The organism is Bradyrhizobium sp. CCBAU 11361, from assembly GCF_028128935.1.
Classification (GTDB): Bacteria; Pseudomonadota; Alphaproteobacteria; order Rhizobiales; family Xanthobacteraceae; genus Bradyrhizobium; species Bradyrhizobium niftali.
Map to the genome: position 1 here is coordinate 138653 of NZ_LBJZ01000187.1, position 25266 is coordinate 163918.

Annotated in this window: 20 protein-coding genes and 1 pseudogene; 11 read left to right on the plus strand and 10 right to left on the minus strand. The window is 63.3% G+C overall.

Annotated elements, in window-relative coordinates; translation table 11 throughout:
* Positions 1–165: 165 nt before the first annotated feature.
* On the minus strand, positions 166–1740 hold the full coding sequence (locus XI08_RS28175) for an amidase family protein (protein ID WP_271576871.1): 1575 nt from the start codon (positions 1738–1740) through the stop codon (positions 166–168).
* Positions 1741–1988: 248 nt separating this feature from the next.
* Between XI08_RS28175 and XI08_RS28180 the strand changes: the two genes are divergently transcribed.
* On the plus strand, positions 1989–2807 hold the full coding sequence (locus tag XI08_RS28180) for a uracil-DNA glycosylase (RefSeq protein WP_271576872.1): 819 nt from the start codon (positions 1989–1991) through the stop codon (positions 2805–2807).
* Positions 2804–4414 (plus strand): amidohydrolase family protein, encoded by a 1611-nt coding sequence (locus tag XI08_RS28185; RefSeq protein WP_271576873.1) that lies wholly within the window; start codon positions 2804–2806, stop codon positions 4412–4414. The genes XI08_RS28180 and XI08_RS28185 overlap by 4 nt, the downstream gene beginning before the upstream one ends.
* Positions 4415–4421: 7 nt before the next feature.
* Here XI08_RS28185 and XI08_RS28190 read toward each other — a convergent pair whose 3' ends face one another.
* Both XI08_RS28190 and XI08_RS28195 read right to left on the minus strand, forming a co-directional pair.
* Positions 4422–5456: an aldo/keto reductase gene (locus XI08_RS28190; protein ID WP_271576874.1), complete on the minus strand. Its 1035-nt coding sequence runs from the start codon at positions 5454–5456 to the stop codon at positions 4422–4424.
* Positions 5457–5466: 10 nt separating this feature from the next.
* The gene (locus XI08_RS28195; RefSeq protein WP_271576875.1) at positions 5467–6648 is read right to left on the minus strand and encodes an MFS transporter; all 1182 of its coding nucleotides are present in this window, start codon (positions 6646–6648) and stop codon (positions 5467–5469) included.
* Positions 6649–6746: 98 nt separating this feature from the next.
* Between XI08_RS28195 and XI08_RS28200 the strand changes: the two genes are divergently transcribed.
* Together XI08_RS28200 and XI08_RS46445 are read left to right on the plus strand one after the other, a co-directional pair.
* Entirely contained in the window at positions 6747–7700 is a 954-nt protein-coding gene (locus XI08_RS28200) for a LysR family transcriptional regulator (RefSeq protein WP_271576876.1), read from the plus strand.
* Positions 7701–8248: 548 nt separating this feature from the next.
* A complete protein-coding gene (locus XI08_RS46445; RefSeq protein ID WP_442869866.1) occupies positions 8249–8716 on the plus strand; it encodes a DUF2306 domain-containing protein in 468 nt (155 codons plus the stop codon).
* Between the two features lie 288 nt (positions 8717–9004).
* Here the strand turns inward: XI08_RS46445 and XI08_RS46450 are convergent.
* The 6 genes and pseudogenes from XI08_RS46450 to XI08_RS28230 form a co-directional block, all read right to left on the minus strand.
* Positions 9005–9478, minus strand: a pseudogene (locus XI08_RS46450) (ATP-binding cassette domain-containing protein); the annotation flags it as partial.
* Positions 9475–10185: an ABC transporter ATP-binding protein gene (locus XI08_RS28210; protein ID WP_271576878.1), complete on the minus strand. Its 711-nt coding sequence runs from the start codon at positions 10183–10185 to the stop codon at positions 9475–9477. The gene XI08_RS28210 and the pseudogene XI08_RS46450, both read right to left, overlap by 4 nt.
* A complete protein-coding gene (locus XI08_RS28215; protein ID WP_271576879.1) occupies positions 10182–12104 on the minus strand; it encodes an ABC transporter permease in 1923 nt (640 codons plus the stop codon). Before XI08_RS28215 ends, XI08_RS28210 begins: the two co-directional genes overlap by 4 nt.
* A gap of 131 nt (positions 12105–12235) precedes the next feature.
* Positions 12236–13624, minus strand: a complete 1389-nt coding sequence (locus tag XI08_RS28220; RefSeq protein ID WP_271576880.1) for an ABC transporter substrate-binding protein — start codon at positions 13622–13624, stop codon at positions 12236–12238.
* 50 nt (positions 13625–13674) lie between these two features.
* Complete coding sequence (locus XI08_RS28225) at positions 13675–15306, minus strand: GMC family oxidoreductase (RefSeq protein WP_271576881.1); 1632 nt, start codon at positions 15304–15306, stop codon at positions 13675–13677.
* A gap of 30 nt (positions 15307–15336) precedes the next feature.
* Positions 15337–15852, minus strand: a complete 516-nt coding sequence (locus tag XI08_RS28230) for a 2,4'-dihydroxyacetophenone dioxygenase family protein (protein ID WP_271576882.1) — start codon at positions 15850–15852, stop codon at positions 15337–15339.
* A gap of 287 nt (positions 15853–16139) precedes the next feature.
* Here XI08_RS28230 and XI08_RS28235 point away from each other — a divergent pair, with 287 nt between their 5' ends.
* Entirely contained in the window at positions 16140–17759 is a 1620-nt protein-coding gene (locus tag XI08_RS28235; RefSeq protein ID WP_271576883.1) for a XylR N-terminal domain-containing protein, read from the plus strand.
* 31 nt (positions 17760–17790) lie between these two features.
* On the opposite strand, the gene XI08_RS28240 is transcribed toward XI08_RS28235, so the two are convergent.
* The gene (locus XI08_RS28240) at positions 17791–18747 is read right to left on the minus strand and encodes a MurR/RpiR family transcriptional regulator (protein WP_271576884.1); all 957 of its coding nucleotides are present in this window, start codon (positions 18745–18747) and stop codon (positions 17791–17793) included.
* 242 nt (positions 18748–18989) lie between these two features.
* Here XI08_RS28240 and XI08_RS28245 point away from each other — a divergent pair, with 242 nt between their 5' ends.
* The 6 genes from XI08_RS28245 (at position 18990) to XI08_RS28270 (ending at position 25254) form a co-directional block, all read left to right on the plus strand.
* Entirely contained in the window at positions 18990–20531 is a 1542-nt protein-coding gene (locus XI08_RS28245; RefSeq protein WP_271576885.1) for an ABC transporter substrate-binding protein, read from the plus strand.
* Between the two features lie 79 nt (positions 20532–20610).
* Positions 20611–21555 carry an ABC transporter permease gene (locus XI08_RS28250; RefSeq protein ID WP_271576886.1) on the plus strand — a complete coding sequence of 315 codons (945 nt, stop codon included), beginning with the start codon at positions 20611–20613 and terminating at the stop codon, positions 21553–21555.
* Positions 21552–22412: an ABC transporter permease gene (locus XI08_RS28255; RefSeq protein ID WP_271576887.1), complete on the plus strand. Its 861-nt coding sequence runs from the start codon at positions 21552–21554 to the stop codon at positions 22410–22412. Before XI08_RS28250 ends, XI08_RS28255 begins: the two co-directional genes overlap by 4 nt.
* Before the next feature lie 3 nt (positions 22413–22415).
* Positions 22416–23390: an ABC transporter ATP-binding protein gene (locus tag XI08_RS28260; RefSeq protein ID WP_271576888.1), complete on the plus strand. Its 975-nt coding sequence runs from the start codon at positions 22416–22418 to the stop codon at positions 23388–23390.
* Positions 23387–24343, plus strand: coding sequence for an ABC transporter ATP-binding protein (locus XI08_RS28265; RefSeq protein ID WP_271576889.1), 957 nt, complete (start codon positions 23387–23389; stop codon positions 24341–24343). Before XI08_RS28260 ends, XI08_RS28265 begins: the two co-directional genes overlap by 4 nt.
* Before the next feature lie 275 nt (positions 24344–24618).
* Positions 24619–25254: a LysE family translocator gene (locus tag XI08_RS28270; protein ID WP_271576890.1), complete on the plus strand. Its 636-nt coding sequence runs from the start codon at positions 24619–24621 to the stop codon at positions 25252–25254.
* The last annotated feature ends 12 nt before the right edge of the window (positions 25255–25266 follow it).

Genomic DNA, 25266 nt, shown 5'->3' on the forward strand with positions numbered 1-25266 from the left:
AATCAAATTGGATTAACGAATTCATACGCCTTGGCGCGACGTGCTTCCCATCGCGGATGCAAAGCATCGGCGTTCTCAAGGGACGGTGGCCGAAGGCCGACAGTGCCACCCTCTCCCACAAGGAGAGAGGGCGGTACTGTCAACGCGGCGGCAACTCGCGAGCGCTCAGTCCATCGTCTCCCAGAGGCGATGGACCAGCACGCCCGCGCGCTTCTCGATCGCCGCCGCGGCATCGAGCGCGAGGTCCTCGCGATAGCGCCCGGTGATGAGCTGCACGCCGATCGGCTTGCCCTCGTGCAGCGCCACCGGCACCACCGCGCCGGGCAGGCCCAGCACGTTGATCGCGGAGATGAAACGTATCCCGCCCCAGAACACCTCCTGCACGCGCTCGGCGCTGACCGTGTCGTCGCGCGGGCCCGGCGTCGGACTGACCGTGGTCGGCGCCAGCACGACCGGATAGTCCTCGAAGAACAGCTGCCAGGCACGGATGTGACCGTTGCGCGCGGCCGTCGCCTGCATCCAGGCCTTGAGATCGAGCACGTTGGCCTTGGTCTTCATGCCGTTCCACGCCTTGTGGAAATCCTCGGTCGTGACCTTCAGCATCGCGGCCTCCTGCATCACCATCGTCTCGTTGGTGATGATGTCGCACCAGGTCTGCCAGACGCCGTTGATGTCTGGCACCTCGACCTCGCTGACGCGATAACCGGAACGCTCGAGGTGATCGGCGGCCTGGCGTAGCGCCGCGGCGACGGACGGATCGACGTCCATGTCGTCGGGGATCTTCGCCAGCGCGACCTTGATCGGCCCCTTCGGCCTCTCGCCGACCAGCGGCGCCGGCACCCACCAGGGGTCGCGCGGATCGCGCTGGCTCATCACCTCCAACGCAAGGCGGACGTCGGCGACGTGGCGGGCGAGCGGCCCCTGCGCCGACATCAGGTGCGCCAGCATCGGCCGCTCGGCCGTTGCGCTGCCGTTGAAGGCGGGGATGCGGCCCTGCGTCGGCTTGATGGTGGCAATGCCGTTGCAATGCGCCGGCCAGCGCAGCGAGCCGCCGATGTCGTTGCCGTGGGCGATGGTGCCGATGCCGGCGGCCACCGCCGAACCCGCGCCGCCCGAGGAACCGCCGCAGGTGATATCGGCGTCCCAGGGGTTCAGCGTCAGCCCATGCAGGGGATTGTCGGTGAAGCCGCGGAAGGAGAATTCCGGCGTGTTGGTGAGACCGATGACGATCGCGCCGGCCTTCTTCAGGTTGCGGACAACAGGCGCATCCGACGGCGCGATGAGGTCCTTGTTGGCGGGCACGCCGTTGAAGTTCGGCCGGCCTTCGTAATCGACGTTTTCCTTGATGGTGATGGGCACGCCGTGCAGGAGGCCGAGCTCGCCGCCCTTGGCGCGCTGCTTGTCGGCCGCATGCGCAGCCTTCAGCGCTTCCTTGCTGAGATCGACAACGACCGCATTCAGCCTGGGATTGACCGCGCGCATCCGATCCAGATGCGCCTCGACGGTCTCGACCGCGGAGATTGCGCCGTTGCGGATCGCGGCCGCGGTATCGACCGCAGACCATTGCCAGACCGGTCCCTTAGGACGGCGCGCCGTGGCCGGTTTGCGCGGGGCAGCCTTCTTGACTGTCTTCTTCGCGGGCTTCGCAACGGCGCCCTTGCGGGCGGTGGCTTTCGTGCTCGAGGTCTTCGTTACTTTCCTTGAAACACTTTTCTTCTTGCTTGCCGTCTTCTTCGCCACGCCGCATCTCCTGAAAATTGCGCCGCGGAGGTTATGGAGATCACGCGACCGTGTACAGGGCGCGTTTCTGCATGGCGCGTTGTCGCGACGCTCTGTCACGGCCCCGGAGCGAGAGACATTCGTGAACCTTTGCGCCCGCTGTCTTGACCCACATAGAGGTTGAACGGTGCAACAAACGACCGCCAAGATTGCGGCAACCAGTTTTTTTGACGCAGCTATTTCGACATCGGCAGATTGGAGCATTTTCCATGCTCACAGAATTCGACAGCGGATACGGCGAACAACCCTTTCGCGATCTGTGCGCCAATTACCCCGGCGCTGAAGCCTACGATCCTCACGATTTCCGGATTGAATGGGGACCGATCTTTCACCGCGGCCGGCTCGACGGATCGGCGCGCGTGCTCATCGTCGGCCAGGATCCCGCCCAGCACGAGACCATCGTGCGCCGGATCCTGGTCGGCACGGCGGGCCGCCGGACCCAGGGCTTCCTGGCCAAGCTCGGCATCACGCAGAGCTACGTGATGGTGAACACCTTCCTGTACAGCGTTTACGGCCAGAGCGGCGGCTCCAAGCACAAGAACGAGCCTGGCATCGTCGACTATCGCAACAAATGGTTCAAAGCCGTGCTGGGCCCTGGCAACATCGAGGCTGTCGTCTCGCTCGGCGGCCTCGCGGACGAGGCCTGGAAAGCCTGGCTCAAGAGCTCCGACGGCGCGGCCTACAAGACTCTCGCGTATCAGCACATCACGCACCCGACCTGGCCGGAAAGCTCTGCGCATGATTCGGCGACGCAGGCCGCGAATACCAAGATCATGCTGACCAAATGGAATGCCGCCCTCGCCGCGCTGGCGCCTGAGGTCGAGCATCCCGACGTGCCGACCGCACTCGTCCCGTATGGCGACGCCTTCAAGCCGTCCGAACTCGTCGACATCATTGCAAAAGATCTTCCGGCGGGACTGCCGGCCTGGATGCGTGGAGATACGCCATGGGCCGTGCGCCAGGGCGCTGACGCGGCAACCAAGCGGCGCACGATCACGATCACCATTCCCGATGGGGTGATTCCATGAGCCCGGCCGCAAGCCCGAAGCGATGGGCGCTGACCGGCCGGATCGTGACGATGACCGCGGAGGGCGACGTCATCAAGAACGGGACGATCTTCATCGAGGATAATCGGATCGCCGCGATCCTGCCCAAGGGACAGCCGGCCCCAACGGGCTTCGAGGCCGTCGCCGCGGTGGCCACCGGCGGCACCATCTATCCCGGCCTGATCGAGCTGCACAATCACCTCAGCTACAACATCCTGCCGCTCTGGCGCGTGCCGCAGCTCTTTGGCAACCGCGACCAGTGGCAGAACGCCAAATCGTACAAGACGTCCGTGACCGGCCCCATGAGCGCGATCGCTCTTGCCGACGACGGCTCGCTGCTGCCGGCCCTGGTTCGCTATGTCGAAGCCAAATGCCTGGTCGCGGGAACGACGACGAGCCAGGGGATCACGCTGTCGAACTGGAGCGGCACGATCCACAAATACTACAAGGGGGCGCTACGCGCGGCCGAGATCGGCAGCCCGCCCGATCTTCCGCGGGCACACTCCAAGATTCCCGACATCGATGCCGAGGATTGGGCGAAGTTCGACAACGAGCTCAAATCATCGGCATGCTTCCTGCTCCATCTCAGCGAAGGCATCGACGCCAAGGCGCACGGCCACTTCCTCGCCTTGCGCAACTCCGCGGGAGACTGGGCGATCGAGCCCTCGCTGGCCGGCATTCATTGCACGGCGCTCGATGCGACCGACTTCGGGACGATGGCTGAAAATCATGCCAAGGTCGTGTGGTCGCCCCTGAGCAATCTGCTGCTCTATGGCAAGACGACCGACGTCGTCGCCGCGCGCACGGCAGGCCTCACTATCGCGCTGGGCTCGGACTGGTCGCCCTCCGGCAGCAAGAACCTGCTGGGCGAGCTGAAGGCGGCGAAGGTCGTATCCGCACATTTCAATCTCGGCTTCAGCGACTACGACATCGTCGCGATGGCGACGCGCAATCCCGCCGCGATCCTGAAATGGGATGGAAAGTTAGGGACGATCGCCAAGGGCAAGTTCGCCGATCTCCTGGTCGTGAAGGGAGTGACCGGCGACCCCTACGGCCATCTGATCAAATCGCGCGAGCAGGATATCGTCCTGGTCACGATCGGCGGACGGCCGCGCTACGGGACGAAGAAGGCCATGCAGCAAGCCGGCGCAAGCGGCGAGGCCCTCAAGATCGGCAAGAGCGCGCGGACGATCGATTTCACCTCGCCCGACCAGGATCCGGGGATCGAGCAGGTCACGCTGGCGGAGGCAATGAGCCGCCTGGGCGCCGCGCTTGGCAATCTCGGCACGCTGCAGCCGCATAGCATCGCCATGAGCGCGGCGATCGCCCGCGGAACGGTGTCACGAACCGGATGGCGCCTCGCACTGGACGAGCAGTTCGGCAACAATGTCCAATTGCGCCCACGGCTCGCCTATAACGGCGTCCGGACCGGTCCCGATCTGGCGGCCGTCGCAGCGGTCGCCGAGCCGCTGCATCCGATCAAGCTCGATGGTCTCACTGTGGCCGACGATCCCGTCTTCATCGACACGCTGAAGAGCGAACCCAACCTTCCGCAAGGACTAGGCGCCGCGATTGCCGCCTTCTATTAGCCACCCGTCACACCAGCGGCGGATTGAGCCGCGCAAAGCCCTCCTGAATGCGGTAGGGGTAGTAGGGATAGGGCGGCATCGCGGCGCTCGCCTCGTCGAGGCGCTTGATCTGATCCACGCTCAGCGACCAGCCGACCGCGCCGAGATTGTCGCGCAGCTGCGCCTCGTCGCGGGCCCCGATGATCACGGAGGAGACGGTGGGGCGCGACAGTAACCAGGCGATCGCGACCTGCGGCACGGTGCGGCCGGTCTCGGCGGCAATCGCGTCCAACACGTCGACAACAGCGTAAAGTCGCTGCTCGTCCACGGGCGGGCCGAATTGCGCGGTGGTGTGCAGGCGGCTCTCTTGCGGTAGCGGCTGGCCGCGCCGGATCTTTCCGGTCAGCCGGCCCCAACCGAGCGGACTCCAGACCAGCGCGCCGACGCCCTGGTCGTGCGCGAGCGGCATCAACTCCCACTCATAGTCGCGGCCGAGCAGCGAGTAATAGACCTGGTGCGCGACATAACGCGGCCAGCCGTGGCGGACCGCCATGGCGAGCGACTTCATCAACTGCCAGCCGGCGAAATTGGAAACGCCGACATAGCGCAGCTTGCCGGAACGCACGAGCGTATCGAGGGTCGACAGCACCTCCTCGATCGGCGTGAACGCGTCGAACGCATGAAGCTGAAGGAGGTCGATCGTGTCGGTGCCGAGCCGTCGCAGCGCTGCGTCGACCGAAGTCAGCAGCCGCTGCCGCGATGAGCCGGCATCGAGCGGGCCATCGCCCGTCGGCAGGCTCATCTTGGTCGAGATCAGCACCTTGTCGCGGCGGCCCTTGATCGCAGCACCGAGAATCTCCTCGGAGGCACCGTTCGAATAGACGTCGGCGCTGTCGAACAAATTGACGCCGGCATCGAGGCAGATGTCGACCAGCCTGCGCGCCTCCTCCGTACCGCTGCGGCCCCAGGCAGAGAATAGAGGGCCTTGGCCGCCGAAGGTGCCGGTGCCGAAGCTGAGGACGGGGACCTTGAGTCCGGAAGCGCCGAGATTGCGGTATTCCATGATCGCTCTCCTATTCCGCCGGGCACGCCGCGACGACGACCGCGGTACGGTCGAGCCGGAGGCTCCACAGCGCCAGCACGAGGCCGATTGCGGTGATGCCGGCCGCCACCAGCGGCAGCGCGGAGAGGCCAAGCCCGCGGTCGATGGCGACGCCACCGGCCCAGGCACCCAGCGCGTTGCCGAGATTGAAGGCGGCGATGTTGAGGCTCGAGGCGAGCGTGCGGCCGCTGGGGCCGGCCGCCTCCAGCACGCGAAGCTGGAGCGGCGCGACGGTTGCGAAGGCGGCGATGCCGAGCAGCAGGATCAACGCGATGGCGGGGATCTTGACCGACAGCACCGCGGCAAGGCCAAGCAGCACGATGGCGAGCGCGGCGAGCGTGCCGATCAGGGCTCGCGCCAGGCCGCGGTCGGCGAGCTTGCCGCCGGCGACATTGCCGATCGCAAGACCCGCGCCGAACACCAGCAGGATCGGCGAGACCGCAGCCTCCGAAAAGCCGGTGAAGCGCGTCAGGATCGGCTGGATATAGGTGAAGACGACGAACAGGCCGGCGAAGCCGAACACGGTCATGGCGAGGCCCAGCAGCACCTGCGGACGTCCGAGCACGGCGACCTCCTCGGCAAGCGAGATCGGCTTGTCGCCGTTGCCGACATGGCCGGGCACGAACGCGGCCAACACGGCGAAGGCGATCACGCCGATCACCGTCACGGCCCAGAACGCCGCGCGCCAGCCGAGCATCAGGCCGAACCATGCGCCGAAGGGCACGCCCAGAAGCGTCGCGACGGTCAGTCCGATGAACATGGTCGCGATCGCCGAGGCGCGCTTGTCCTCGGCGACGAGGCTGGTGGCCACCACCGAGCCGACGCCGAAGAAGGTGCCGTGGGCCAGCGAGGTCAGCACGCGTGCCGCCATCAGCAATTCGTAGTTCGGCGCCAGCGCACAGGCGGCATTGCCGAGCGTGAAGATCGCCATCAGCGCCAGCAATACGGTTTTGCGCGGCATCCGCCGCGTCGCCAGCGTCAGAACCGGCGCACCGACGAACACGCCGAGCGCATAACCGGAGATGAGCAGGCCCGCGACCGGCACGGAGACGTGCATGTCGGCGGCGACCTGAAGCAGCAGGCCCATGATGATGAATTCGGTGGTGCCGATGCCGAAGGCACCGGCGGTGAGGGCGAGAACGGCGGGAGGCATGCGGGACTCCAATGGATGGTACGAGCCACGCAGATAGCCGCGCTGCGGCAAAACCATTAGAATGTCCGCAATCCAATCATTTGTGACGTGAATTCAACATGGCCCGCTTCGACACCAACCGCTCCGCCGAGATGGAGGTCTTTGTCCGCGTCGTCGACCTGGGCGGGTTCACCCAGGCCGCGCGAAAACTGCGGCTGACGCCGTCGGGCGTCAGCAAGCTGATCTCGCGGCTGGAGGCACGGCTCGGCTCGCGGCTGATCAACCGCACCACGCGCAAGCTCACGCTGACGGAGGAAGGCCAGGCGTTCTACCAGCGCGCCGTGCGTATCCTCGCCGAGATGGAAGAGGCCGAACGCGAGGCGGCATCGGGCGCGGCACCGCGCGGCCGCCTGACTGTCAACAGCAACATCCCCTTCGGCATGCTGCACGTGATGCCGCTGATCCCGCGCTTCCTGGAAAGCCATCCCGACGTCACGCTCGATCTGGTGCTGACCGACACGCTGATCGACCTGATGCAGGAGCGCGCCGACGTCGCCATCCGCGTCGGCCCGCTGCGCGCCTCACGCCTCGTCGCGCGAAAGCTCGGCACCAGCCGCATGGTCGTGGTCGGCGCACCGAATTATCTCGCCCGCTTCGGCACGCCGAGGATTCCGGCGGATCTCGCCGATCACCGCGGCATCGGCTGGACCTTTCCGCGCTCGATTCGCGGCTGGCAATTCAAGCGCGGCGACCGCACCGAGGAAGCGGTCCCGCCGCCGGCCGCCCGCGTCAGCGACGGCGAAGCCGCCCGCCGCCTCGCACTCGGCGGCGTGGGCCTTGCCCGCCTCGCCCTCTTCCACGTCGGTCCCGACATCGAATCAGGCCGCCTCGCCCCGGTCTTGCAGAACCACAATCCCGGCGACCGCGAAGACATTCACGCCGTCTATGTCGGCCACACCGCGCCGCTCCCGGCGCGCGTGCGCGCGTTCATCGATTTTCTCGCCGAGCACGTGCGGGTGAGGGACCCGGCGCTGAAGCGCGCGGGCGATGGGAAATGGAAATTGGTGGGATGAGGGCTGGCGGAGGGAGTGTCAGTCCCGGAGCCGACAGGCGGCTCGACGCCTCGGCTACGCACGGGATTCACAACGCGACGCCAGGGCCGTGACGGGGCGAATTGTGCACGGGAGTGAACACGCAGGACACATCGACCACCGCTACGCCGGCTGCAATCATCCAAATGAGGCGGCGTCCAACCCTGATGGAGCGCGTTTCGTAACGTTAAGAACGCTATTCGTCCCAGCACTCATCCCTTCATCCCTGTTCCCGCGCCGGCGGCCCCCAAATGCTTGTCCGCTCGAACGGTTCAATCATAGTCGGGCTTCCCTCTCCGGAGAATACCGGCCGTAAGACCAAACGGTTTGACCAATAGCAGCGGTAGGGTGCGAGACAGATGCAGAAGGGATACGTCCCCCGAATTGGGCTGTGCATGATGATCGTGCTCGCCACAGTCGTAGCCGCGCATTCCTTGCGATACTACGCCGCGTTGGAAAACGTATGGTTCGGCATCGATCCAGATATCAAGGCAGTCATACTGCAAGCGCCTCTGCAGGCGTTAACGCACATGCTCATAGCCCCTGCCGCTTTGGTCCTGGGACCGTTACAATTCTTTCCGGGGCTACGCACGCGCCATCCGACGCTGCATCGTTGGTCCGGCCGAACTTACGTCCTAGCGTGCGTTACGAGTGGAACAGGAGCGTTGGCTACGTCACCCTTTGCTTCGGGTGGCTGGGTGGCTGGCGTCGGCTTCGGGATTCTCGCTGTATTGTGGATCGGCACGACTGCAGCGGCTTGGATTTCGGCCGTGCAGGGAAGGCTTGAGTGGCATCGGCTACTTATGCGATTCAGCTACGCGATGACCTTCGGAGCCGTTGTCCTTCGCCTGCAGATTCCGATCGGTTACGCATTGGGGTACGGTGGCTATTCCAGCATGTCTCCGATTCTGGCGTTTACGTCGTGGATTCCCAACGTCTTGATCGTCGCTCTGTATTCGACCTTGGAAGCTCGTTGGCGATCTCGGTGGGTTCAATGAAGCCACCGTGCCCCGCGCGCCAAACATGGCGATCAATGAACGCATGCTAATTCCCGCTGAGATAGGCGCTGTGAAGAATATCCGGATTCTGCCGTAACTCCTCCGGTTCGCCCGAGAAGCGAATATATCCCGCTCCATGACATGGACGCGATGGGAGATTCGCAATGCGATATGCGTGAACTGCTCGATCAACAGTACGCCGACGCCATCAGCGGCGAGCTGAATGATCACCGGAACCAGCCTGGCTACGATCACGGGGGCAAGACCAAATGACAATTCATCCGCAAGGATGTAGCGCGGGCGCTCGACGATGGCTTGGGCAAGTACGACCATTTGTTGCTGACCGCCGGAGAGCGACCCCGCTCGCGCGCCGAGTTTTGGGCGAAGCTCGGGAAACGTATCGAGCGCCGCCTCGATGCCATCCTCCCGCTTGCGACCCGGCAGATGATGACCGGCGACCCGGAGATTATCGAGGACCGATAGTTCGCTGAGCACGTGGTGGCCTTCGGGGACGGCCGCAATTCCGAGACGGCGAACCTGCTCGGGCCTGAGGCCACCAATGGACTTTTCGTCGATGAGCACGTCGCCGGAGGAAACGGGCAACGCACCCGCCGCGGCGAGAACGAGCGAACTCTTGCCAGCTCCGTTGGCGCCAAGGAGAGCCGTAACCTGCCCCGGTGGAATCTCGAGGTTCACGCCATGCACGACCTGCTTGCCACCGCGCGCAATCGCCAGACGCTCGATCCGGAGGCAATCGGTCATGCCGTTTCTCCAAGGTATGCGGCACGCACTTTCGGATCCTTCAAGGTCGAACCTACCGGGCCGTAGGCGATCATGGTGCCGAAATCGAGAACCAGCATCTTCGAGCAGGTCGATGAGATCAGGTCGACGTCGTGATCGACGAGCAGCACCTGGGCCCCGCAGAACGCCGGGATGCCAACGATAGTCTTGCGCAGGAAATCCGATTCGGATTCGCTAAGGCCGGCTCCGGGCTCATCCATCATGATGATCTTCGGGGCTCCGACGATGCATCGCGCGATTTCGACCATCCGCCGGTCGCTTGTCGCGAGGGCTCCCCCCATCAGATGGGCCCGATCCGAGAGACCGGTATAGCGCAGAGCCGCATTGATGACGTCGTTGCGGCTGCTCGTCCCGTAGGGAACATGATCGAGCATCCCCGCGATATTGTCCCGCACCGAGAGATTGAGCACCACCTGCTCGGTCTGGAAGGTTCGACGGATCCCGAATGCTGACCGCCGATGCGTCGCAAGACGCCCGATGTCCTGCCCGTCGATCCTGACGGACCCAGCGGTTGGCGTGATGAAACCGCTGAGCACGTTGAGCAACGTCGTCTTGCCCGCGCCGTTGGGACCGACCAATCCCGTTACCGCTGCATCGAGCGATGCCGTCAGCGCGTTCAACGCCGTCACCCCGCCGAACCTGACCCCCAGGCCGTCGATCTCGATCATACTGCCTTCTCCCGTCGCACCTGTCCGGCAAACACCTTGATCCGCCCGACGGTATCAAGGATCTGGCCCGCAACGCCGCGCGGGGCGGTAATCAACGCATGCAACAGGCCCGCTCCAAAGACGATCGTCGCGATATTGCCGTCGATGTGCCAATCGTTGAGGAGCCCGGGAACGGCGCGCAGCAGCAAGCCCGCCAGAATCGGCCCCAGCCAGCTATAGGCGCCGCCGATAAGGGTCACCGCGAAGAGCAACACAGATTCGCTCGCCGGAAACGAGGTCAAGTCGAGCGTGCCGATGAGACCCGCGAGCAGCCCGCCGCAGATGCCCGCAAGGAAGCCTGCGAGCGCGAAGGCCCATATCTTGTAGGCGACGATATTGACGCTCGCCGACAGCGCGCAAGCTTCGCTGCGACGTATCATCGCCCAGGCGCGCCCGGCTCGCGAGCGCTGATGCCAGAGGACGAAGAGGTAGCCGATGACGAGCGCTCCCAGGCAATAGCGAAAATAGGCGGCGTCCGTCGTTGCCAGCCCGGGGCGGTCCATATACTGGCGCGGCCCATTATAGATCTTGCCAATGAAGCCGGCTCCACCGTCGGGGAAATCGATGGCGGTGATCACCACCTGGAAACCACCCGCGATCATCAAGGTGACCAGTGCAAGATACAGACCGCGCATGCGTAGTGCCGGCAGCCCGAAGATCAGACCCAGCAGAGCTGCGCCGACACCACCGCACAGCAACGACATTTCGAAGGGCCAATGGATTGCATGCCAGGAGCGCAACGCAACCCAACCGCCGACGCCGACCAAGGCGAACTGGCACAAGGAAACCATGCCCAATTGCGCGTAGATAATTGCGGTGGCAAGCGAGCCGAGCGCCAGGATAGCGGAGGCAGTCAGCACACGCAGCCAGTATGAACTGGCGATTTCGGGCACCGCCAGCGCCACCACCAGCGCAGTGGCAACTCCGGCAGCGACTCCGACCAACCCGCGATGGCGCTGGCTCCCAGCGGGCGCGCCCGAGCGCACATCGTCTGCTCCCAGTCCAGCCCCGCCGCCGATCAGGGGATGCCCATGGCGCTGCAGGAAAACCAGCGCGACGATGGCAAAAACGAAGGGCGTCAATGTGCGGTAGGGCGCGACGGACGGAAATGGCGTGCCGATCGCTTCGATCACGCCGATTGCCAGGCCGCCCGCAACCGCGATACCCAGCGATTGCACACGGCCGGCAATTGCGGCGGCGATCACCGGAATGACCATGAACGTCAGGAACAGGGGCTGCATCCGCGCAAGGTTGGCGAGCAGGATGCCGCTGACACCGGCAATCAGTCCCGACATCGCCCACGCCCAGGAATCGACCTTCAGGACGGGCACGCCGAGCATCGCACTGAAGTCCCGGCGGTTGGCAAGCGCGCGCATCGCCAGCCCCATACGCGTCCATCCCAGAAAGAAGATCGTGCCGACCGTAACAAGACATGTGAGCCCTAGCGCGATCAGGCGCGTGTAGGTCACCCGCACATCCAGGATGCGCACACCCAGACTGTCGGTCGGAAGACGTAGAACACGGCCGTATTCGCCCCAGAAGAAATCCATGACCCCGAGCAGCACGAGCGCCAGGCCAAGCGTAGCCACCGCTCGAACCACCGGATCACTATGAGCTACACGTGGAGCAAGGAGCCGGCCATAGGCCAGTGAGACCGCCATCGCCGCGATCACGCCCGCGATCCACCCGATCCAGGGAGGGCCACCTGAGTTTCCGATCTGCCAGGCGATGATTGCCGAGAGCGCACCGATCGCGCCCTGCGCAAGGTTGACGACCCCAGAAGCCCGGAAGAGGATTACGATTGCGACTGCCGAGAGCGCATATACCGCGCCGGTGGCGAGCCCGGAAACGACGAAAGGACCAAGGTTTGGCACGATCATTCACTCGATTGATTTGAGGTGCGGGCGCTCAGCGGAGCGTCCGGTCGTGGACAATCGGCTTTGCGGCCGATGACCAAGGGCGAGAATTGTCGCCCCTGGCCTGTTTTCCGACGCGGCCCACACCTGCTCGCCTACTTGCGAATGCCCAGCTCTTTCTCCGTCGCCAGGACGTCTGCCAGATCAGGATCATCCACCCCGAAGCAGGACTGCTGGGTCACCCATTTCTCGCCCGACGTCACGGCCACCGATCCGGCGTGGTTGGGATTATGCCGGTTGCCCGGCCCAAAATACCACGGACCGCACGCGATGTCGGATTGAAGGCCCGACTTCATACCGCGGAGGGCGGCCGTAACCGATGTGCGGTCGATCTTCGCCGGGTCCATTGTCAGCATGACCTCGACGATCCAACGCGCTGCCAAATAACCCGCCTGATTGAAAGTATCGCGCTGGACATTCTTGGACGCATACTTGTCGAGCACCGCATACCAGTTCAGCATGTCGGGCGATTGCTTGTCGAAAGGTTCGAGCTCGAGCTGGGCGTAGACCTTGTTGTCCCAATAGGGACCGATCGTTTTCGGAAACTCGAGATTGTAGACCGAGGTCGGCGCGGCGAACTTCACCTTGGAACCGAGGTCCTGGTCCTCGGCGGCCTTGAGCAAGGCAATCACGCCGTCACGCGGCAAGCTCGCCTCGATCAGGTCGGGCTTGAACGACATCGCTTGGAGGACGATGGAGGTCATGTCGATCGCCGCGGGATCGATCAGGATCACGTTGACCGCCACACCCTTGGAAGCACCCCACGCCTTGACGCCGTCGCAGGAGAAATCGCCGACGCCGGGAATGTTGGGCGCGACACAGACGACACTCTTGATGCCGAACTTCCCATGCATGTACTGCACTGCGCCAAGGTTGCTCAACCGAGGACCTGCGTTCGTTGACGAATAGTTCCTCCCAAAGAAGCAATCCCGGGGGATGCCGACGCCGGCGACGACAAGCACCTCGTTCTTTTCGTAAGTCGCCTGGTTAGCGGCGCATTCGACGAAGCTGTTGCTGCCGACCAGGGCAACCACCTTCTTATCGGTCACCAGCTTGGCCGCAGCTTGCGCGGCCTGCTCGGGCTTCCAGGCGTCGTCCTCCAGCGTGTATTCGATCGGGCGGCCATTGATCCCGCCATTCTCGTTGACGCACTTGAAATACGCCGCAGCCGCATCGCCCGAAGAGCTGAAGTCCGCCGGGCCTGTCCGACCAACGATGCCGCCGATCGAGATGGGTGCACCGGTCGCAGGCTTGCCGGTATTCAATCCGCATTTCGGCGCGGAGGCAGCTTCTGCGGGATCATTGAACGCTAGCGCTGCAAGCGTGCATGCGACGGCCGCCACGGCCGCTTTTATCGATCGTTTCATCAAATTCCCCCTTTTGTTACGTGATTGACGGCTGCGACCACCGCAAGTCTTCTTTGTGAAGCCCGCCGCCAGGACTCCACGCGGTTCAAAGCCAGTCTCACTTGTCAGAACCCTCATCCGCCGCTCCGGATGCCATGACATCGTCGATCGTGCGACCGACAACGTGCTCATCGAACTGCGCCCGAAGCCGGCGCAAGCAGCGTCTTCCCCGCGATGAGATCCGCGGCGCGCTCGGCAATCATGATTGTCGGTCCGTTGGTGTTGCCTCCCGGCACGGTTGGCATGACCGAAGCGTCGACCACCCTCAGCCCCTGCAATCCACGCACGCGCAGTTGCGGATCGACCACTGCCGCTGGCCCGGTCCCCATCGCGCAGGTCCCGACGGGATGATGGCCGACCTCGGCCGTGCGCCGGACAAACGCGTCAAGGTCGGCGTCGGAGACGACCTCGGCGCCAGGCGAAGTCTCGCGCTCGATCAGCGGGCCGAGCGGTGGCGTATTGTAGATGCGTCGCACCAATCGAATGCATTCACGTGCTGTCGCACGATCGCCTTCGGTTCCAAGAAAATTGAGCCGGATACGCGGAGGGTCACGCGGATCAGCCGAGCGCAGACGCAATTCGCCGCGACTTTCGGGGTAATTGATCGACGGATATCCCTCCAGCATGTGCTGTTGCGGCGGCGTGATCCCGGGAAACCAAACCTTGGCGTCCATGCGCGTCGAGTTGAAGAAGAGCTGAATGTCCGGTCGCTCGACATCGGGCCGGCTGCGCACGAAGGCGAGCGCGGTCAATGCCTGGGTCGCGAAATCGCCCTTGCGGAACAAGGCCCACTGCAACACAGAAAGTGCGACGCGATCGGCCCGCAGGCGACTCAGAAAGGTGATCGGCTGCTTGATCGCGAATTGAATGTGAAACACCACATGTTCGGATAGATTTTTGCCGACCGCCGGGAGCTCGTGAACAGGGGTTATCCCGTGTTCGGCAACTTCATCGGCCGGCCCGATACCCGACAACAAGAGAAGCTGAGGTGAGTTGTAGCTCCCACCGCACAGGATCACCTCGCGCCTCGCGCGAACGGAAACACGCTTGCCGTTCGCGACGTAGGTCACGCCCGTCGCGCGCCCCTTCTCGATCAAGACCCGCTCCGTCAGGGCACCGATCTTCAGTGTGAGATTGGCGCGCTTTAATGCGGGGCGGAGATAGACCGCCGATGCGCTGCTGCGCACACCATTCTTGATCGTCAGGTCGACGATGCCAAAGCCCTCAGGCTGCGCTCCCGAGAAATCGTCGGTCATCGGAATTCCCGCGGCAATCGCCGTGTCGCGGATCAAGCCGAAATTCAGGTTGGAAACATCGGTTGGGCTGACGCCGAGCGGTCCTGCGCCGCCGTGATAATCGCCTTCGCCTCGCCAGCTGCCCTCGGCGCGTTTGAAATAGGGAAGAACGTCGGCATAGCTCCAGCCTTCGCATCCGGCCTGGCGCCACAAGTCATAATCGCGCGGGTTGCCGCGCACGTAGAGCATGCCGTTGATCGACGAAGAGCCGCCCAGGACCTTGCCGCGTGGAAGCGACAGGCGCCGCCCGTCGAGAAAGCGCTCCGGCTCCGTCGTATAATTCCAGTTGAACTTGGGGCCGCGCCAGATCTGGCGCCATGCCAGCGGCACCTTCATGAATATGCTGTTGTCCTTGCCACCGGCCTCGAGCACGAGGACGCTGACTTTCGGATCTTCGCTCAAGCGGTTCGCCAATACACATCCGGCCGAACCGGCACCCACGATGACGTAATCACACTCGTCCACGCGCCCTCTCCCCAATTCCAGCAACCCGACTCAGATGAACATGTCGTTGTTGACGGGGAGGCCGTTCGCCTCGCAGTAACGCGTGTAGTGTTCGATGAACCAGAAGACATCGGCGGTGAAATCATACTCGCCGTTGTCGTCGAAAAATTCGATGGCGCCGCTCAACCAGAACAGGGCCTTCATTCCGTTAGGATCGTCGGAATAGAGCGTGTGCGCAGTTCCCGGGAGCTCGTAGATGAAATCGCCGGGCCTGGCGATCCAGTCGTATTCGTAATAGCCCCAGGATCCCTCCAGAGTGATGGCCGACACGAAGCCGCGATGCTTGTGCGTGCCGATCCGCCCGCCGCTCTTGACCCATAGAATGTTGGCTGCTGCGTTGTTGCGAACGTCGAAGCACAGGTGCTTGATGGCTGCGACGTCGCCAAAAGGAATCCAGGGTGAGGATTTGTCATCGCCCGCGATATAGGCGCCTTCCTTTGCGTAGCGCCTGATCGCCTCAGCGTGTGGCTCAGCCGGCAGCTTCACGATTTTGCTCGCGTCACGCATTCCGTTTCCCCCTCAAGAGCGCTTGGCCCTCTTTTGACCGAGGTAATCACCCCGGTCGGAAAGCGGTCAAAGAGGAAATCGCCGCTGCACCGCAACCACTCGTTCGAATATGCAGCAAGTTATTGATAATGATGGATATGTTCCTCTCGATCGTGATCAGCGAACGCAGCTCGGCGACGATGGGGGCGAGGATGAATGGAGTATTTCGTCAATTTCGATTGATCAAATGATGCAAACCCGGCAACTCTGCAGAGAGAAGAAAAGCTTGTGGGTGGGAGTGCGGCCAAATGATTTCCAAGATCGAAGAAAGCAGCCTGCTCGATCGCGGTGGACGGCCGACCTTGCGGGACATGCTCTCCCAGATCGTGTACGACCCGGCTCACGCGCATATCAGCCTGCGCAACGCGCGGCTTGTTCTCCATCGCGCCTCGATCGCCGTTCAGCTCCAGGAGGAGCTGGTCCGCCGCTTCGGGTCTCACGACGCGCGGGTTATTCTACTGCGGCTGGGATTTCAGGCGGGCACGCTGGATGCGGAGTTTATTCGCACCTCCTGGCCTGAACTCGACATCGGGGACGCGTTCACCGCGGGCACGCGGATGCACACCATGTCCGGCGTCGTGCGCGTGCAGACTGTCTACAACGACTTCAATTTCAAGCAGAACAAGTTTGCCGCGGAGTTTCTCTGGCATGGTGGCATGGAGGCGACCGAGTTTCTCAATCGCCAACGCAGCGCCTCCGAGCCCGTTTGCTGGATGCAGGTCGGTTACGCGTCGGGCTATGCCAGCTTTTTCTTCGACAAGCTGATCGTCTACAAGGAAACGGAATGTGCCGCGATGGGGCACAAGCACTGCAGGGTGACCGGCAAGACAGCCGACGCCTGGGGTGCCGACGATCCCACGGTTCGCATGTTCCGCGAGGAGGTCGTTCCATCGCTTGCAGACCTTCCGCGCAGGACCGGCGGGGTCGAAACGGCAATCCATGTGCCGACGCGGACAACCTCCAGACACGGGGTTGCAAGCCTCGAAGACGTTGTGCTGGAGCCCGTCCGCAGCCAGCTGGACAGCGTTGCCGCAGGAGGGCTGCCTGCGCTCATCGTCGGTCCACATGGTTGCGGAAAACACCTCGCGGCGCGCTACGTGCACCACCAGCGCCAGGGAACAGGCGGCCGATTGCGACGCCTTGTCTGCAGATCACTCACCAGCGAGCAGATCGATATCTGGCTCAGGAAATTGAAGCAATCACGCGAGACCTGGCTGCTGGAGAATATCGAGACGCTGTCCGAGGAATGCCAACTCCTGTTGGCCGAAAGAGCCGAGAGTCGGGACTGGCCGCCCGGGCTGCAATTGGCCGGCACATCCACTCATCGGCTGAGCGAGCTCATTGCCATGCCCGCACTCCGCCGGGACTTTCTCTTCGCCCTTGCGGTTCTGCCGATCGAGCTTCTCGGCCTCCAGCACAGGCGCGGCGACATTGCCGACATCGCTCGAGCCATGCTCGCAGCGATGACGGAGAACGAAGCCTTGCCGCAGCATCGTCTCTCCCGTGCGTCGCTGGATTCGCTCAAGGGCATGGCTCTCCCTGGGAATCTCCCACAATTGCGCTCGGTTCTCCTGAGCGCCTTGTTCAAGGCCAAGTTCGACGGCGGCAACGAACTACCGGGAGAGATTCAACCGAAGCACTTCCCGAGCGAGCTGGCAGCACCGCCTCCCAGTTCTGCAGACACCTATGTGGGCAGCATAGTCGATCAAATGGCTGCTAAATCGCTCACGATGAGCGAACTAAGCCAACGAATCTACGCGGAGGCGCTGCGACGTTCGGATGGCAGGGTTTCGACAGCAGCGCGGATGCTCGGCGTCACCAGGCCCCAGTTCGTTTATCGGGCGAGAGGAATTGAACCCGGGAATTGAGGACCGTACGATCGCGACGAGCCTCCTCGCTTCAGTCGCCGAGCGGCCCATTTGAATTTCCGTCCGTCCCCTTCAGCAACTCGTATTTGATCCGACGCATCCGTGTCTGGGCTTCGAGCGGCTTGCAATAGGCCGTCGACGCCGCGAGCAGATCGATGGCCGCGAGAAGGGCATAGCGCGACGCGGTTGGCTTGAGCGCATCGGGCGCTTCGGGCACGTGCACGCCGAGCGCAATATCGGCGATTGAGGCCAGCCTGCTTTGCGGCCTGGTAATCGCGACGACCAGGGCGCCGTATTGCTTGGCGATACCGGCTGCCTCGATCACCTCGGTCGCTGCACCGGTGGTCGAGATGGCGATGACGACATCGTCCTGGCCAAGGGTCGCCGCGATCATGCGCATCAAGCTCGGGTCGGAGGTGTGAGAGACCGCGATCCCGAGACGAAAGAAACGATTCTGAACCTCCATTGCTGCAAGGGTCGAGCCGCCGCCCACGCCGAACGCTGCAAGTTTCGAACAGCGCGAGATGGCTTCGGCAGCCCTCTCGATTTCCTCCTTGCGTAGTCCCTCCTCGGCAGCGGCAATTGCGCGCCGAATTTCCTGGAACACCGACCGCCAGAGAGCGGGGCGCGCCAGATCCGTGCCGACATGCGGGGGCAGCTCGACGTAAATCCGCCCAACCGCCATTGCTTGAGCCAGCCTCACCTTGAGGTCACGGACGCCGCGACAGCCGACGGAGCGGCTGAACCTGGTCACTGTCGGTTCACTGACACGCGCGCTGCGGGCCAGCTCCGCATTGCTCGCGTGAATGGCAAACTCGACGTCGGCCAGCAGCGCCATGGCAACACGCTGCTCCGATGGGCTGAGACCCGGAGCACTCTGTCTGATGACAGAGATGATGTCGCCGGCCACGAACGCGTCGCGGCGCGACGGCGTCGAGACTGCTGTCCCAGCGGACTTCGCCGGGTGAATTCGCTTCGCACGCGGCATGCGCGCCCTTCCTCAGGTCGGATTAACCTGCGCCCCCAACCAGGAGATCGCCGTAAGAAACCTTCAGCTTCCGTCGATCAACGTATCGACAGATCGGCAATCAATGGCAATTTTTCACTTGAAACTTAGCATATTATGCATGTAACTTTCAAACAAACGATAACGCGCCGCCGGGTCAACACCTGAGGGCGCATCCCCTGCACGTGAAGGCAGGCGGCTGAAACAAGGTGGGAGGGGCGATCATGAGATGCGACCTCAGTGTCTTGATGCGTGGCGCCGTCGGGATCGCCACCGCATTGTTTCTCAATGCACAGGCCAGCGCGGCCACCCTGCTTCGCGAAGCGACCATCGGCGAACCGCCGCCACTCGACGTCATGCTGACGACTGCCGACGTCGCATCAGTCATCGGTCGCCACATCTTCGAAACACTGTATGCGCTGGACTCGACCTATACGCCGCGCCCGATGCTGGCTGAGAGCGATCGCGAGGAAGACGGCGGCAAGACCATCGTCGTCAAGCTCCGCGAGGGCGTCCCCTTCCACAACGGCAAGGAGATGACCGCCAAGGACGTGGCCGCCTCGCTGACGCGCTGGGGCAACTTCGGTGCGCGCGGCAAGCTTCTGATGGCCGCAGCCACGTCGGTCGAGGCGACCGGAAAGTATGAGGTCACGCTGAAATTGTCCGCGCCGAACGGCGCCTGGAAGAATCTCATTGCGGACGTCAATGGTGGCCTTGCGATCTATCCGGAAGAAATCGCCGCCAATGCCGGAAATCGGCCGATCGAGCAGAAGGACTATATCGGTACCGGGCCTTACAAGTTCGTGGAGTGGCGACCGAACCGCTATGTCGAGGTGGAAAAATTCGATGGCTACAAGCCGGTGAAGGAAAAGGGCGACGGCTTCGCCGGCGCCCGCGTCGCCATCTTCGACAAGATCCGGTTCATTCCGGTCCCGGACGTCGGCACCCGCGTGAGCGGCGTGCAGGCCGGCGACTACGACTATGCGGAAATGATCTCTGGCGATCTGTACGAGTCCCTGAGCAAGGACCAGTCGGTTCAGGTGCAGCGTACGAACGCACCGATCTTCGGCCTTTTCTTCATGAACTCGAAGCAGGGGATCCTGAAGGACAACTACAAGCTCCGCCGCGCCATCCAGACCGCATTGGACAAGTCGCAGGCCCTGCGCGTCGCCTTCGGCTCCAAGGACCTGTGGAATGCCGAGGGATCGATCTTCCCCAAGGGCACGCCCTGGTACTCGGCGGAAGGCGCTTCCGGCTACAGCCCCCGCGATCCAAAGAAGGCCAAGGAGCTCGCCAAGGAGGCGGACTACACGGGAACTCCGATCCGCCTCTTGGTCTCGACGAACTATCAGGCGCACTATGATGAAGCCTCGGTCTTCACACGCCAGCTGGCCGACGCCGGGATCAATGTTCAGATGATGGTCGTCGATTGGGCGACGCTTCTCAAGATGCGAGGCCAGCCGGAACAGTGGGACATCTTTGTCACCCACCATTCGTTCTCGCCTGATCCGCTGCTCCTCACGTTCCTGAATGCGAGCTATCCCGGGTGGTGGGACAGCCCCGAGATCAGTTCGCTTCGGGCCGAGCTGATCAAATCGACCGATCCAACCGCACGCAAGTCGACATGGGACAAGATCCAATCGCTGATCTACGAACAGGTGCCGGTCATGAAGGTAGGCGATGCCTACACCTATGACATCGCTTCTCCCAAGTTGAAGGGACTGAACCCGAACGGTCCCGTGTTCTGGAATGTGTCTACCAAGTAAGGACGGGCAATGAGACCACTGGGAATGTCGAGCGCCGGCACCGGCGCGCATCATCGCCGCTGATCAGCCGCACCATCACATGTGGTCTTACGCACTCAAACGCGCGGCAACGACGGCGGTGACGCTTCTGGCGGCGTCCGTTATCATCTTTGCCTTCATCCATATCGTTCCGGGCGATCCCATCTATGTTCTGCTCGGCGATACCGCGACCCCCGATCAGATCGACGCCTTGCGGCACCAGCTCGGTCTCGATCAACCGATCATCCTGCAATATCTGACCTGGATCGGCCATGTCCTCGAGGGCAACCTCGGACGGTCGATCTTCTTCCAGGCGCCGGTGCTGTCGGTGATTGCCGATGGCGCCGAGACCAGCGCCTTGCTCGCCACCATGACGATGATCTGGGTTACGCTCATCGGCGTGCCGATCGGCATGATCGCGGCAGTTCGGCACGGCACCTGGCTCGACCAGGGGCTGTCCGGCGCGGCGATGCTGATGGCCTCGATTCCTACGTTCTGGGTAGGGCTCTATTTGATCCTGATCTTTGCCGCGTGGCTCGGCTGGTTTCCGAGTTCCGGTTATCCATCGATCTTCGAAGGCGGGCTCGCCAATCTCCGCTATCTCGTCCTCCCGAGCCTGGCGCTTGCGGCGCCGAATGCCGCGCTGATTCTGCGGCTGACGCGCGCCAGCATGCTCGACGTCTCCCGCGAGGATTACGTCCGCACGGCGCGTGCAAAGGGTATCAGGCCCTGGCAGGTCGTGATTCGGCACATCCTGCGCAACGCGCTCCTGGCGGTGGTCTCGGCATTCGGCTTCACTTTCGCGGCGCTGCTGTCCGAAGCGGTGGTGACCGAAACTGTGTTTGCCCTCCCCGGTATCGGCCGCCTCGTCGTCCAGTCGATCCTCCGCCGAGACTATCCGGTGATCCAGGGCGTCATTCTGGTCATCGTCGTCGTCTACCTCCTGATCAACCTGATCGTCGATCTGAGTTATCGCCTGCTCGATCCGCGGGTCGAACTCCAATGAGCCGGGACGGCGCGATCTTTTGGCTGAAGCCGTTCATCGCGCGCCCGATCGCACTGTTGGGGCTCGGCATCCTCCTGGGCACCGTGCTCGCTGCGACTTTCGCGCCCTGGCTCGCACCTTACGATCCCTACGCCATCGACCCGTCGATCCGCCTGACGCCTCCGAACGCGCTGCATTGGTTCGGTACCGACCAATTTGGCCGGGACACCTTGTCACGCGTCATCCACTCGGCGCGCATGGCGCTCCTGATCGGTTCGGGCGTGGTCGTGTTCGCGCTTGCGACAGGCGTGCCGATCGGCGTGCTGTCCGCCCTGTTCCCCCGGCTCGGTCACCTGCTGATGCGCATGGTCGATGTGCTCATGGCATTCCCGAGTCTGCTGCTCGCACTTGGGCTGATCGTCGTCCTCGGCCCGAGCGTGGCCAATGCGATTCTGGCGATCGGGCTCGGCTACCTGACGACGACGACGCGGATCGTTTACGGTCTGACGCTGCGCTTGCGCATGGAGACCTATGTCGAGGCATCCCGCAGCATGGGCGCCGGAACGACTTGGCTCATCGGCAAGCATATTTTGCCGAACCTGGTCTCACCGCTTCTTGTGCAGGCCAGCTTCGTCTTCGCGTTCGCGCAGCTTGGCGCGGCATCGCTCGATTTCCTTGGCCTGGGCGCTCCGCCGGAGATTCCGAGCTGGGGCAACATGCTGGCGGAATCGCGCACCTTCGTCACCCGCGCGCCGTGGCTGCTGTTCTTTCCGGGCATGATGATCGTGGCGACTGCATTTTCGCTCAACCTGGTCGGCGATGCACTGCGTGATCGTCTCGATCCTCGGTTCCGTCAGCTCTTTAGCGAGAAGGGCTAGATCGTGCTGTCCGTTCGCGACCTTACGGTGTCATTGGGGCCGGAGACTGCACCGGTCGACATCGTCGCCGGCGTGTCCTTCGAACTTAGCAAGGGCGAAATCCTCGGCCTCGTCGGCGAATCCGGCTGCGGCAAGAGCATGACCTCGCTTGCGGTGATGGGATTGCTGCCCCAGCCCGGCCCGCGGATCCGGGCCGGCCAGGTCCTGTTGGAGGGCTGCGACGTGACGCAGCTGCAGCCCTGGCAGCGCGTCGAAGCGGGCCACGGCCGTATGGCAATGATTTTTCAGGAGCCGATGACCTCGCTTAACCCGGTTCGTCGGATCGGCGATCAGATCGCCGAAGCCGTGCGCGTGCATGATCGATTGTCCGGCCCTCCGGCGATCGACAGGGCGCGCGAGCTGCTCGAGCAGGTGCGCATGCCCGATCCCGCAATGCAACTGTCGGCGTATCCGCATCAATTGTCCGGCGGACAGCGCCAACGGGTCATGATCGCGATCGCGCTGGCCTGCAGACCTCAGGTTCTGATCGCCGACGAACCGACCACGGCACTGGATGTCACCATCCAGGTGCAGGTTCTCGGGCTGCTGCGCGAGCTCTGCAACCGCCTCGACATGGCGATGCTGTTCATCACCCACGACATGGGGGTGATCGCGCAGCTCGCCGATCGCGTGTCCGTCATGTATGCGGGCCGGATCGTGGAGACCGCCGGCGTCGAGGCGTTGTTCGGCAGACCACGCCACCACTACACGCGCGGACTGATGGACTGCATGCCGTCGCGGAATTCCGGTGCGCGCCGTCTGCCAACCATAGCGGGCCAGCCGCCGGCGCCGGGCACGGTCGGTGCTGGCTGCGTCTTTGCCTCACGGTGCGCCGCGATGCGCGAGTCGTGCCGCACCGCAGCCCCACCGCGCGCGGAAGTTTCTCAAGGACACGATGTGCTCTGCGCCTTCCCCCTGGACGGCGGGGAACCGCGATGAACGGCAACGCTGTCCTCGACATTCGGGATCTGAAGGTCTCCTTCAGCGTCAGGCGCGCCGGCCGAAAATATCAGGTGCGGGCGGTGGATGGTGTGTCGCTGTCGCTGGCAGAGGGTGAGGTGCTCGGGATCGTCGGCGAGTCAGGCTGTGGCAAGACCACGGTGGGCCGCTCCATCGTCGGGCTGGTCCGGCCCGACAGCGGCACCATCAGCTTCAAGGGAACGGAAATGACGGGTGCCAGCCTTCGCGACATGCGCCTGAACATCCGGATGGTTTTCCAGGATCCCTATGCGTCCCTCAACCCGCGGCGCGCGATCGGAGATTCGGTCGCGGAAGCTGGCGATATCAATGGTTTCTTCACCAGCCGTGCCGAGCGCAGCGCGGCGATCGCCGCCGCGCTGACGGCGGTCGGCCTGGATCCGTCTTTCGCCGCGCGCTATCCGTACGAACTGAGCGGCGGGCAGCGGCAACGGGCCGGCATCGCGCGAACAATTCTTCCCTCACCGTCCATTGTGATCGCCGACGAGCCGGTCTCGGCCCTGGACGTGTCCGTGCAGGCCCAAGTGCTCAATCTGATGATGGACCTGCGTGAACAACTGAGACTGTCGATGCTCTTCATCTCCCACGACCTCGGCGTCATCGGACAAATCAGCAATCGTGTTGCCGTGATGTATATGGGTCGGATCGTGGAGCAGGCCGCAACGCGGACGGTTTTGGATGATCCGCGCCACCCCTATACACGTTCGCTGGTGGCGGCAATTCCGAAGCCGGACCCATCCAAGCGGATTCTCGGCGCGATCGAAACGGGTGAACCGCCAAGCCTCTTCAAGCGGCCACGCGGCTGCGCCTACGCCCCACGTTGCCCGATAGCCAGCGATCGCTGCCTGGTCGACGTTCCCGAGCTTCGGTCTGTCGGCACGGACGGCAGAGCAATTGCCTGCCACAACGTGTAGCCGGCGAGCACATCCAGCATACCGTCGCTAGCTCAGGATAGGCCAATCGTAAGGTGGCGGCGTGAGCTCGGTCCTCACGCCCGCCCTGCACACCGCAACTGATCGAGCGAGCTTGTCGCCGCGGGCCTCGATGGTGCGTACGATCGCCGCGCCGGCCAGGTGCAGACCATGCGGGTCTCTCGCCTCCAGACCGCTTCACGCATGGTGCGCCGAACCGAACCAAACACTCGGCAGTGTGTATTATAGTCGACGGCAATGTGGAGGAGCGGCGCGGTATGCTATCTTTTCTTGCATTCATTGGGGTGTCGATAATCGTCATCATCACGCCGGGGCCCGACACGGCCACAACAATCCGCAGCGCCCTTCTGGCCGGGCGGACTGGCGGGATTTGGACGGCGGCGGGCATAGCAGTTGGGCAGACAATCTGGGCCCTGGCGACCAGCGTCGGCCTTGCTGCTCTCGTGGTGGCCTCGGCGCCACTATTTATTGCGATCAAGTATTTGGGCGCCGCTTATCTTATCTATCTGGGCATCTCCGCGTTACGCGAAGCTCTTTGGCCGGGGGAACAAGGTTCGGGGATCTCGGTGGAAAGCCACTCGCATAGCCGCGTTAGTCCTTCGATGGCATTCAGGCAGGGGCTCATCAGCGATCTCGGCAATCCTAAGATGGCTGTTTTCTTCACCAGCCTGCTTCCCCAGTTCGCACCGACAGGCGGTTCGACCTTTGCAACACTGCTCGCTCTTGGAATTGTCTTTGCAGGTATGACGTTTCTCTGGCTCGCAGTTTATGCCGCAGCTATCCACAAGGTGCGGAATGCACTTCAACGCCCCACCGTGCGTCGCCTCGTAGAGGGCATGACCGGAATGGTCCTGATTGCTTTGGGTTTGCGCATCGCCACCGAGCAGCGGTAGAGGGTACGAGGA

Excerpts from the sequence above, each read along its gene's own strand:
- XI08_RS28180 (WP_271576872.1), top strand. The coding sequence starts at position 1,989 with ATGCTCACAGAATTCGACAGCGGATACGGCGAACAACCCTTTCGCGAT.
- XI08_RS28185 (WP_271576873.1), top strand. The coding sequence starts at position 2,804 with ATGAGCCCGGCCGCAAGCCCGAAGCGATGGGCGCTGACCGGCCGGATC.
- XI08_RS28190 (WP_271576874.1), bottom strand. The coding sequence starts at position 5,456 with ATGGAATACCGCAATCTCGGCGCTTCCGGACTCAAGGTCCCCGTCCTC.
- XI08_RS28195 (WP_271576875.1), bottom strand. The coding sequence starts at position 6,648 with ATGCCTCCCGCCGTTCTCGCCCTCACCGCCGGTGCCTTCGGCATCGGC.
- XI08_RS28200 (WP_271576876.1), top strand. The coding sequence starts at position 6,747 with ATGGCCCGCTTCGACACCAACCGCTCCGCCGAGATGGAGGTCTTTGTC.
- XI08_RS46445 (WP_442869866.1), top strand. The coding sequence starts at position 8,249 with ATGCTCATAGCCCCTGCCGCTTTGGTCCTGGGACCGTTACAATTCTTT.
- XI08_RS28210 (WP_271576878.1), bottom strand. The coding sequence starts at position 10,185 with ATGATCGAGATCGACGGCCTGGGGGTCAGGTTCGGCGGGGTGACGGCG.
- XI08_RS28215 (WP_271576879.1), bottom strand. The coding sequence starts at position 12,104 with ATGATCGTGCCAAACCTTGGTCCTTTCGTCGTTTCCGGGCTCGCCACC.
- XI08_RS28220 (WP_271576880.1), bottom strand. The coding sequence starts at position 13,624 with ATGAGGGTTCTGACAAGTGAGACTGGCTTTGAACCGCGTGGAGTCCTG.
- XI08_RS28230 (WP_271576882.1), bottom strand. The coding sequence starts at position 15,852 with ATGCGTGACGCGAGCAAAATCGTGAAGCTGCCGGCTGAGCCACACGCT.
- XI08_RS28235 (WP_271576883.1), top strand. The coding sequence starts at position 16,140 with ATGATTTCCAAGATCGAAGAAAGCAGCCTGCTCGATCGCGGTGGACGG.
- XI08_RS28240 (WP_271576884.1), bottom strand. The coding sequence starts at position 18,747 with ATGCCGCGTGCGAAGCGAATTCACCCGGCGAAGTCCGCTGGGACAGCA.
- XI08_RS28245 (WP_271576885.1), top strand. The coding sequence starts at position 18,990 with ATGAGATGCGACCTCAGTGTCTTGATGCGTGGCGCCGTCGGGATCGCC.
- XI08_RS28250 (WP_271576886.1), top strand. The coding sequence starts at position 20,611 with ATGTGGTCTTACGCACTCAAACGCGCGGCAACGACGGCGGTGACGCTT.
- XI08_RS28255 (WP_271576887.1), top strand. The coding sequence starts at position 21,552 with ATGAGCCGGGACGGCGCGATCTTTTGGCTGAAGCCGTTCATCGCGCGC.
- XI08_RS28265 (WP_271576889.1), top strand. The coding sequence starts at position 23,387 with ATGAACGGCAACGCTGTCCTCGACATTCGGGATCTGAAGGTCTCCTTC.
- XI08_RS28270 (WP_271576890.1), top strand. The coding sequence starts at position 24,619 with ATGCTATCTTTTCTTGCATTCATTGGGGTGTCGATAATCGTCATCATC.